Source organism: Pseudomonas sp. G3-19, from assembly GCF_054855875.1.
On sequence record NZ_JBMPIQ010000003.1, the window covers coordinates 4,365,823 to 4,376,328 of the forward strand.

General features: G+C 61.1%; 8 protein-coding genes. 2 read left to right on the forward strand and 6 right to left on the reverse strand.

Annotated elements, in window-relative coordinates:
- Positions 1-109: 109 nt before the first annotated feature.
- The 5 genes from ACOYXI_RS20095 to ACOYXI_RS20115 form a co-directional block, all read right to left on the reverse strand.
- On the reverse strand, positions 110-577 hold the full coding sequence (locus tag ACOYXI_RS20095; protein WP_135294685.1) for an SRPBCC family protein: 468 nt from the start codon (positions 575-577) through the stop codon (positions 110-112).
- Positions 578-601: 24 nt separating this feature from the next.
- Entirely contained in the window at positions 602-3,994 is a 3,393-nt protein-coding gene (locus tag ACOYXI_RS20100; protein WP_461675217.1) for an amino acid adenylation domain-containing protein, read from the reverse strand.
- Positions 3,995-4,007: 13 nt separating this feature from the next.
- Positions 4,008-4,937, reverse strand: coding sequence for a diiron oxygenase (locus ACOYXI_RS20105; RefSeq protein ID WP_135294687.1), 930 nt, complete (start codon positions 4,935-4,937; stop codon positions 4,008-4,010).
- Positions 4,934-5,710, reverse strand: coding sequence for a DUF3050 domain-containing protein (locus tag ACOYXI_RS20110; protein WP_135294688.1), 777 nt, complete (start codon positions 5,708-5,710; stop codon positions 4,934-4,936). Before ACOYXI_RS20110 ends, ACOYXI_RS20105 begins: the two co-directional genes overlap by 4 nt.
- Before the next feature lie 768 nt (positions 5,711-6,478).
- Positions 6,479-7,189 carry a GntR family transcriptional regulator gene (locus tag ACOYXI_RS20115; protein WP_135294689.1) on the reverse strand — a complete coding sequence of 237 codons (711 nt, stop codon included), beginning with the start codon at positions 7,187-7,189 and terminating at the stop codon, positions 6,479-6,481.
- 196 nt (positions 7,190-7,385) lie between these two features.
- On the opposite strand from ACOYXI_RS20115, the gene lapG reads away from it, so the two are divergent.
- The gene (gene lapG, locus ACOYXI_RS20120) at positions 7,386-8,078 is read left to right on the forward strand and encodes a cysteine protease LapG (protein WP_007962016.1); all 693 of its coding nucleotides are present in this window, start codon (positions 7,386-7,388) and stop codon (positions 8,076-8,078) included.
- A gap of 14 nt (positions 8,079-8,092) precedes the next feature.
- The gene (lapD, locus tag ACOYXI_RS20125; protein WP_139053425.1) at positions 8,093-10,039 is read left to right on the forward strand and encodes a cyclic di-GMP receptor LapD; all 1,947 of its coding nucleotides are present in this window, start codon (positions 8,093-8,095) and stop codon (positions 10,037-10,039) included.
- A gap of 127 nt (positions 10,040-10,166) precedes the next feature.
- On the opposite strand, the gene ACOYXI_RS20130 is transcribed toward lapD, so the two are convergent.
- Positions 10,167-10,505, reverse strand: a complete 339-nt coding sequence (locus ACOYXI_RS20130; RefSeq protein ID WP_098966540.1) for a tryptophan synthase subunit beta — start codon at positions 10,503-10,505, stop codon at positions 10,167-10,169.
- Between the last annotated feature and the right edge of the window lies 1 nt (position 10,506).

Below are 10,506 nucleotides of genomic sequence, written 5' to 3' on the forward strand. Positions count from 1 at the left end.
GCGTTATCGTTGATCGCGAGCAGGCTCACTCCTACAGGGGAACGCATTCCAACTGTAGGAGTGAGCCTGCTCGCGATTGCGGCAGATCAGTCACTGCCAAACCGAAGCCTTAGACAAACAGCTTCAGCACATTCCCCATCGCATCATCGGCGAACCCCTGCACGAAATCCTTGAACCCCGGCAGCACCTCCTCCCCACCTGAAGCCGGCTCGGCAATGATCGTCCAGGTCGCCCGCGACTTGCCCGCCCCCAAAGATTCCACGTTCATCGCCGCCCACAAATTCGCCACGCCCAGCGTGTTGTAGATCGTGGTCCAGGTCATGGCCCGTGCCTGCTCATCGCGTGAGTTGAGTTGTTCGACCACCACGTTACCGTCCTTGAAGCATTTCTTGCGCAGCGAGGACACGCCTTCGCCGGTCATTTCGATGTGCGACAGCGCCGGGATGAAGCGGTCGAAGCCAGCGAAATTGCCGACCACCGCCCAGACCTGCGCCGCGTCCGCCGGCACTTCCACCGAAGAGATGACATGGCAGCCGTGAGGGTTTTTGATCAGGGTGTCCGGTTGCAGAGTGCTCATGGTGTTGCTCCTTTTTTGGATGAATCAGATGAAGTTGATTTCTTTCAGGTAATCGCAGCCGCGACGCAGCAGCGCCGGGGATTTTTCCGGGTAGTGCGCGCCCATCTGTTGCACGCCGGCTTCGGCGTTGGCGTGGCCGATAAGGGAGATGTCGCCAATGTCCTCCTCGAAGCCGTTGAGGTAGAAACCGAGCACGCCAAACAGCGCGTTGTCGGTGTCGACCCGGCCCAGTTGCTGCTGCCAGTCGGCGACGCTGACCAGCGAGAATTCGCTGCCGGTTTCGCGGAACGAGGCGACGTAGGCATCCCAACTCAGCGGTTCGGGGTTGTGCAGGTTGAACACCGCGTGCTCGGTCGAATAACGGCTGGCGTGGAAGGCGATGAAACGCGCTAGAAAGTCCACCGGCATCAGGTCGAAATTCAGCGCAAAGGCCGGCACCTGACCGAGCTGGATCGAGCCTTTGAGCATCAGCATCAAACGGTTTTTGTGCGGCTGGCAGACGCCGCTCAGGCTGTTGAAACTGATGTTGCCGGGGCGATACAGGTTGACCCACACCCCCCACTCGCGCGCCCGTTCGAGGACGCGTTCGCCGACCCACTTCGACAGGTTGTAGCCGTTGCGGATGTAAATCGGCGGAGTCGGCGCGGCGGGCAATTCGAGCACTCGGCCTTCGCTATCGACGGTGCTTGAAGCGGACAGCGTCGAGACAAAGTTGAAGACCTTTTTGCTGCGTCCTTCACACAGGCGCAGCAGCTCGAAAATCGGCTCGACGTTATCCGCTGCCAGCGACTCGTAATCGAGCACGTGGTTGACGTTGGCGGCGTTGTGCACCAGTGCGCCGAACTCGCGATCGAGGCGCTGATAATCGTCGTCGGTCAGGCCCAGTTGCGGGCGGGTGAGGTCTGCCGAATAGATCCGCACCCGACTCAGATCCAGGTGCTCGAGGCGGTTCTCACGCAGCGCCTGAGCAAACCGCTGCGCCGCGGTTTGCCCGCCGCCGTCACGCACCAGACACGCCACCTCGCTGGCGCCCCAACCGAGCAGCGCTTCGACGATGTGCACGCCGACAAAGCTGTTGGCGCCGGTGACAATCACCTTGTGCACATCGCCCAGGCGACTGATCGGCAGCGGCTCGATGTTCAGCGGGCGTTCGGCGTCGGCCATGGCCTGGGCGCTGAGCACCGCGCTGTCATCGGTACCGCGCACCAGCGTCGCGAGTTTGATGATGGTCGGTAATTCGATGAAGCGGTTGATCGAGATGCTGCGCCCGAACTCCTCACGCAAGCGCAGCAACATCCGCGACAGCAGAATCGAATGCCCACCGAGATTGAAGAAACTTTCGTCGGTGGAAATATCGCTGCTCGGCAACTCCAGCAGTTCCGCCCAGATCTCCAGCAGCAACGCTTCGTCAGCGTTTGCCGGCAGGCATTTCGGGCCGCTGTCCTGCACGCTCACCGGCAGCTCCAGCAACGCCTTGCGGTCGACCTTGCCGTTGCTGGCGAACGGCATCTGCGCCAGTTCAGTCCACGCCACCGGTTGCATGTAGTCCGGCAGAAACTGCTGGGCATGCGCCTTCAACAGATCGCGGGCAGCGTCCGACTGCGGCTGCGCAAGGAACGCCAGAATCCGCTGCTGATGGTCGATCACCACCGCCACCTGGCGGTACAACTGGCTCTCGCGCAGGCAGCGCTCGATCTCTTCCGGCTCGACCCGGAAACCGCGAATCTTCACCTGATTGTCGCGTCGTCCGCACAGCTCGATGCCATGTTCGCCCCACTTGGCCATGTCGCCGCTGCGGTAGGCGCGCAAGGTCTCACCGTGCGGCAGTTGCAGGGTCAGATAGCGCTCGGCGGTCTGCTGCGCATTGTTCAGATAGCCGAGGCAAACGCCGGGGCCGACGATGAACAATTCGCCGACGGTGTTATCCGGCACCGGTTGCAGATCGTCATCGAGAATCAGCACCTGACTGTTGGCAATCGGTGCGCCAAGAGTGCGGTTGCTGTCACCCGGTTTGAGCTGGCGAGCGGTAATCAGTACCGTCGCTTCGGTGGGGCCGTAGAGGTTGTGCAGCTTGCCCTGACGGGTCAGTTGCTCGATGACGAAGGGCTCGCAGACGTCGCCGCCGGTCATCACTTCGACGCCATGCAAATGCTCCAGCGGCAGGATGCTCAACAGCGCCGGCGGCAGGAACGCGTGGGTCAGTTGCCGGCGGCGGATCAACGCCACCAACTGCAGCGGATCGCGGCGTTGAGTGTCATCGGGCACCACCAGTTCGGCGCCTTCGAGCAGCGTCGGAAAGATATCGATCAGCGATGAGTCGAAGCTCAGCGAAGAGAACTGCAACACCCGGCTTTCGGCGCGCAATTGCACGTAATCGGCGTACCACGCGGTAAAGTGCGCGAGGTTCGCCTGGCTCAGCAGTACACCCTTCGGATGCCCGGTGGTGCCGGAGGTGTAGAGCGCCATGCACGGTGCTTCAAGCGTCGGCCGCTGACGCATCAATGGTAGGTCGAGATCGGCTTCGGCATTGTCGATACGACTGACATCCAGCCCGGGCATCGACTCACCGAGCGGATGCTCGCCGTCGTGCAGCAACAACACCGCGCCGGCGTTTTGCAGGATGTATTGCTGGCGCTGCAACGGATGGCTCGGCTCGAGCGGCAGATACACCGCGCCACTGCCGAGCACCGCCAGAATCGAGGCGAACAGCGCCGGGCTTTTCGGCTGGCAGATACCCACGATCCACGGCTGCGGATGCTGCTCTAGCAGTGGCTGCAGACGTTGCTGGATCGCACGGCTGTGCGCGTGCAACTGGCGGTAGCTGAGCGAGTGCTCGGCCAGGTGCAGCGCCGGTCGCTCGGCGTGTTCGATCAGGCTGCGTTGCAGGCGTTCGATCAACGGCGTCTGCGCCTGTTGCAACAATGCCGGATGCGTCGTGGCGTTGAGGCGATGGACGTAAGCCAGACTGTCGAGAAACGACAGGTCCTCCACCTGTTCGAAGTCCGGCGCGGTAACTGGCAATGCCTGCTGAAAATACTCGGCATCGCGGGAGAAACGGCTGACCAGCAGCGCGACTTCGTCGACCACCTGCGTCAGCACTCGCTGGCGCAGTGCTTGACCATTGCCGGACGGCTCATCGCCAATCGGCACACGGCTGATCAGTGACGAGCCGAGGAAGCACAACAGGTCGAGCGTCGGTAAACCGCTAAGGCGCTGCGCAGCGATACCGAGGCGCAGATGCAAGTGCGGGATGGCGCAGAAATCACCGGCGCCGATGAAGCCATCGTCGATGATCAGGTCTACCGGCGATTGCGCCGCGCCGCTGCGCCGCAAGGAGTGGCCGTGTTGTTCGAGTTCCTGCACCAGGTCGGTCATGGCCTGGCTGGCGCCAATCAATAAAATGTCGAGACGTCTCATGTCGGCCTCCTCATCAAACCAGATAGTCACGCAGGGCGTGCTGCACGCAGGGCGTGTCGAGCAGCGAGCTGTTGTGGAAAAACCGCACGATGTTGCCCACCAGCGGATGGTGGCGATTGATCGGGAAGGCCAACCCGGCCATTTCGTCCTTGAGCGAGCGGCGCACTGCCTCGCTGACCGGCAAGGCGTCGATCAGGCGCAGATCGAAGGACTTCTGGATGTCGTTGGTCAGGTAATGGCCGATGAACACCGGCAGGATCTGCGCGATGGTTTCCCGGTCCGCGTCATTGGCGGTGTGCCAATAGATGCGCACCATGCGCGCCCAGAAACTGGAGTGCCGGCCCTCGTCGAGCAGGTGATCGGCCATCAGCCCTTTGATCGACGGCTTGACCGTGTCGTCCCGGGCGAATGCGGCGACGTCACCAGTCACGGTGTTCTCGGCGATGGCCACGCAGATCAGTTCCACCGCGCTGCGCAGGTGTTCGGGCGCCAGTGCCACAGCGGCAGGAATTGCCCGGCTCAATTCGATTTCAGTGGGCAGTTCGATCGGCTCGATGCCGGTCATGGCTACGGTCTGCTGCATGAAGTCCATCGCCACCAGCGCGTGGTAATCCTCGTCCACCACCACGGTCATCGCGTCGTAGCGACAGGCGAACGGGAACGGCACGGCGAAGCGATTCTTGGCGATGGCGCGGGCGGTCTGGTCGACGATTTCGGTTTCGAAAATCACCACGTCGTTGATGAACTTGTACAGCGTCTGCACCAACGCAAAATCACGCTGCTGCGGGCACTCGCGCAGGAAGGTTTCGCTGAGCACCAGGGGCTGGCGGCTCAGCGGATAGATCAGGCGTTCATCGTCTTCCAGAACACGCCGTGGCCGGGTGCGGATGGTGGCGCGGGTTTCCCAGGCGTCGGCGAAGGATTGATAGTCGGCGGCGTTCATTGGGCCACCTCCGCCAAAGGTTCGCGCATGCTCAGACGCAGGCCGTCCCACAGGGCGATGCGGCTTTCCACGGCCGCGATGGCGCTGGCGTAGACCTCGGCTTCACGCTGCGGATCGCCATCGACCAGGCGCTCGAGCAGTTGCTCTGCCGCCGGGCCGTGATCTTCGGAGTCGACCTCGATGTGGCGCTCCAGGTAATAGCGAAAGGTGGGTGCCTGTTCGATGCCGATCCCCCAGTCATCGAGGATGCGCTGGAACATCGTCGGGATTACGCTTTCGCGGCCATGCAGGAACGCGGCGGCGACACTGTGGCCCGGTGCGTGCAGCGCGGTGTGCAGCGTCTCGCGCACAAATTTCGCCGCTGCCGGATCAACCTCAACGCTTTGCAGGGCGACGTCGTAACTCACGCCTTCCTGTTGCAGCGCGACAAACCGTTCGACCGCCGTGGTGCTCGCACCGACTTCGCGCATCGCGTCCAGGTACAGCTCGAAATGGCTGTAATGGCCGTGGGCGGGACGATCATCCGACTCTTCGCCGAGCACGATCTCGTTGATCAGCCGCGCAGCATGCGGATCGCGTGGCGGTAACCATGGCAGCCGCGTACAGGTCAGTTCCTGCTGCAGGCGCTTGGTCAACGACATGAAATCCCACACGGCGAAGACGTGGGATTCCATGAACCGGCGCAGTACCGATAACGAATCGATCTCGGTAAAGATCGGGTGAACGCTCAATTGCGCTTTTTTCAGGGCGAGTTGTTCTTTAGTTGGCATCATGGCGAACCTCGGTGTTATTGGAATAGAGGGAGTTGCTCGTTCAGTGCATCAACACGGACTTGATAAGTTTGAAATGTTTTCTATTGGCGAGCGCGGGCCTCATTCGGATTAATGAAAGTTTGCAAAGTGCATGAAAGGCTCTCGACCATGCGTTGGCGAATATTTGCCAAAGCTATTGGATGACTGCGGAGCCGTGCCGTGTTTGCAGGTAGAACCTGCTCGGCGAGGAAAAGCTAATACATCGTCAAATAACTTAACAAGTTTATTTTTAATTATTTTTAGTTGTGTGTTTTTCAAGTATGAGTCGGCCCGGTAAAACTTTTGGTTTAAGTTTTACTTGGGCGTAGTTGCTCCTTTCGGCAAATAATGGCCAAAATTGAAGACAAGAGTGAATGCCTCACTCAAAGCAACTTTAAGAAGCGGAAATTGAATGTGATGTATAGGAATGAAAGTGGGCCGGAAACGGCGCCGTAACTTCCTTTTATCCCGTGGCAAGGCTCCTTCCGTAGGTTCCTGGTGCGGGGACTGCGCCGGCGGTGCGGCGCGTCGCCCGTTCTTCATGGGGTGGCCGTTAAAGAGTGCGGGTAAATTGGCGGGACGGCTATGACCGATTCGTCCGCGCCGAGCCGCAATGGCGGGCTTGCGAGCGCTGGGAGGTTAGAGCGAACACGCGGATCCGCCACCAGGTTTGCGGAGGATCGGGGAGAGGATTTGTAAGCGGGTTATTCGCCGGTCAGGCGGGAAGGCCTGAGACCGGCGTGAAGGGTGTCAGCGCACGGCCTTGCGGTTTTGTCCGGCGGGACTGGCGAGGAAGCGGGTGATGACCTCGACGCCACGGTTGAGGTGATGTGTGAGCAACTTCACCGACAGCTCGACATCGCGCTCGATCACGGCCTGGAGCATGGCGCGGTGATCTTCCTGGGAGAGTTTGCCCAGGCCCATGGCTTCGAGGTTGAAACGCAGGAAGCGCTCCTCCTCGTTGAGGCCGTCTTCGACCAGCCGCAGCAGACGCTTATTCGGTGCCTTGCTGTACAGGGCCATGTGGAACAGACGGTTGAGCCGACCGATTTCGCTGTAGTCGTGCTGGGTTTCGAGTTCTTCGATATAGCCGGCGGCGTGCGCATGATCGGCGCTGGTCAGCAACGGGATCGACTGGCGCATGGCCTCGGATTCGAGGAGGATCCGCAACTCGTAGGTTTCGGTGGCGTCGCCCTGGATCAGCGGCGCTACAACGGCGCCCTTGTGGGTGGTGACGCTCAGCAGTTCCTGCGCTTCGAGCTGGCGCAGAGCCTCGCGCACCGGCATGCGGCTGACCCCGAACAGGTCGGCCAGATCCTGCTGGCGCAGGGCGGTGCCGCACGGCAAACGACCGTCAAGGATCGCCGAGCGCAGGGTTTCTTCGATGATCGAGCGGGCAAGGTGTGCGGGAATCGGCCCATCGACTTTGATGCTGTGCAGCGGTTTGGGCTTCTGTGTCACAACTACTCACCCTGAATGACGACGGAATTTGGATCCAAAGACACTAGTGATTGCTCTACAGGTTGTCAAACCATGTAAAGGATTGCTGTCCTCTGTGAAGTTTAGCGCGATGGCGATGATCTCATGGTGCCATTGTTTTTTGCCGGGCTAAGCTTCACCATCAAACGCTTTCCTTCCTGCCCCCTGGAAACCTGCTGTGGCGGTACGTTTCGCGATCCCCCGGACTCTGCGCTGGCTAGGCTGCGCACTGTTGCTGGCCGGCGTCATGCTGGGCGGCCTGCATGCCGATTGGGATTTTTCCGCGATCAGCCGCAAGGCTACGGCGCTCTACGGCCCGTTGGGTGCCGGGCAGCAGCGGATCGATGCCTGGCAAAACCTGCTGGCCACGCAGAAACAGGTCAGCGAGATGGAAAAGCTGAAAGTGGTGAACCTGTTTTTCAACAAACAGGTGCGTTATGTAGAAGATATCGATCTGTGGGGGCAGGTCGATTATTGGGAGACGCCCATCGAAGCGTTGTGGAAAGGCGCCGGCGACTGCGAAGACTACGCGATCGCCAAGTATTTCAGCCTGCGCCATCTCGGGGTCTCCAGTGACAAGCTGCGCATCACCTACGTCAAGGCACTGCGCCAGAATCGCGCACACATGGTGCTGACTTACTACGCCACCCCCGATGCCATGCCGCTGGTGCTCGACAGCCTGATCGATCCGATTCAGCCTGCGTCCCAGCGAACCGACTTGCTGCCGGTCTACTCTTTCAATGCTGAAGGTCTGTACCTGCCGGGAGCCAAGGGCAACAAAAAGGTCGGTGACACCAAACGCCTGTCGCGCTGGCAGGATGTGCTGAAGAAAATGCAGGCCGAAGGTTTCCCGGTCGAAACGACTAACTAGGAGCACGCGCTCAGATGTCTTTGTTCAAACAGCTGTTGATCGCTATCTGTCTGTTCCTGGTGGTCGCCTTCACCGGCAGCTTCATGGTCAGTCTGGAGAGCTCGCGCACCCAGTACGTCAACCAGCTGCGCTCACATGCCCAGGACGCCGCCACGGCGCTGGCGTTGTCGCTGACGCCGAATATCGACGACCCGGCGATGGTCGAGCTGCTGGTCAGCTCGATTTTCGACAGCGGCTATTACGCGAGCATCCGCGTGGTCGATCTCAAGACCGACCAGACCATTGTCGAGCGCAGCGGGATTCCGGCGGTGAGCAATGTGCCTGACTGGTTCGTCAAACTGATCGGCCTGGAACCGGCCGGTGGCGACGCGCTGGTCAGCCGTGGCTGGGAGCAGGCGGCGCGGGTCGAGGTGGTCAGTCACCCGATGTTTGCCGTGGCCAAGCTGTGGCAGAGCGCGTTGGGCAGCCTCGGCTGGCTGCTGCTGTGCGGCGCGGTCAGTGCAGTGCTCGGCGCGTTGCTGCTGCGCCGGCAATTGCGCCCGCTGGATTACATGGTCAAGCAGTCCCACGCCATCGCCCGCCGCGAATTCCTCAGCCTGCCGGAGTTGCCGCGTACCCCGGAACTGCGGCGCGTGGTGCAGGCGATGAACCAGATGGTCGAGAAGCTCAAGGCGTTGTTCCAGGAGCAGGCCGAGCGCAGCGAAAAACTGCGTGCCGAGTCTTATCAGGACAACCTCACGGGGCTGGCCAACCGGCGCTATTTCGAGATGCAGCTGCATAACCGCGTGAGCAACCCGGAGCAGGCCAGTTCCGGTTATCTGCTGCTGTTGCGGGTCAAGGATCTGGCCGGGCTCAATCAGCGTCTGGGCGGTCAGCGCACCGATGAATTGTTGAAAGCTGTCGGCGAGCAACTGTCCCGCGAGTGCGCCAAATATCCGGAAACCCAGAACCTCGTCACCCGTATTCGCGGTGGTGAATTCGCCGTGCTGGCGCCGGGACTGGTGCGCGAAGAAGCGCTGCAACTGGCGCAGAACCTCGACAGCGCGCTGAGCAGCCTGCACGCCACTGGCGCAACCGATGTGCCGGCCGTGGCTTCCATTGGCCTCGCCCCGTTTGCCCACGGCGATTCACCGCAAGCAGTACTGACCCTGGGCGATCAGGCGCTGGCGCAGGCCGAGGGGCAGGGCGAGCAGAACTGGGCGTGCATCGATCAGAGCCTGGTGGCGGACGTCGGTGACGATCACCACGCCTGGCATCGCTTGCTCGATCAGGCGCTGAATCAGCAGCGTTTCGAACTGTATTTCCAACCGGTGGTGGCCGCTCAGGACACGCAATTGGTGCTGCATTACAAAGTGCTTTCGCGCTTGCTGGATGAACAGGGCCAGACCATCCCGGCCGGGCGTTTCCTGCCGTGGCTCGAGCGTTTTGGCTGGACCGCGCGACTGGACCGTCTGATGCTCGAGCGCGTGCTGGAGCAGATGAAAGGGCATGAGGATTCGTTGGCGCTGAACCTCTCTTCGGCAACCCTGGCCGATCCACAAGCGCTGAACAAAGTGTTCGAGATTCTGCGCGCACACTCCGACCTCGGCGAGCGCCTGACGCTGGAGATCGGCGAGGAGCAATTGCCGGAGCAAGCGGTGCTGGAGCAGTTGACCCGGCGCCTGCGTGAACTCGGTTTCTCCCTGAGCCTGCAGCGCTTTGGTGGACGCTTCAGCATGATCGGCAACCTGGCGCGGCTGGGGCTGGCGTACCTGAAGATCGATGGCAGTTACATCCGCGCCATCGATCAGGAGAGCGACAAGCGCCTGTTCATCGAAGCGATCCAGCGTGCGGCGCACAGCATCGATCTACCGTTGATTGCCGAGCGGGTGGAGACCGAGGGCGAGTTGTCGGTGATTCGCGAGATGGGCTTGTATGGGGTGCAGGGGCAGTTGTTTGGTGAGCCCACGCCCTGGAAGTAACCTGTTCGTTATTCGTTGTCGGTAAATCAGCCTTCGCGAGCAAGCCCGCTCCCACATTGGAATGCATTTCAAATGTGGGAGCGGGCTTGCTCGCGAAGGGGTCAGTCCGGTCACTGAAGATCGCGGATCAGATCAGCCCGGTCTCTTCGTCGTCGATCAAGTGGCTCAACCCGCCCAGCGCTTCCCGCGCCTGGGTGCGGTCCATCAGCTTGGCCTGCGCCGCCGGCGGCAGATCGGTAACGCGGATCACGCCTTTCTGGGTCAGCACCTGAATCAGGTCGTCGAGTACCCGAATCATTTCCAGGTCGCTCTGCTTGAGCTGTTTCAGGCTGGTTTCCACCACTTCATTGGCGAACCAGGCCTGGATTTCATGGCTGTCGGCCGGCAGCGTTTCCGTGGCCTCGGCGTAGGCCGCGGCTTCCACGCGAATCAACAGACCTTGCGCATCGCGTTGCACGTAAAACATT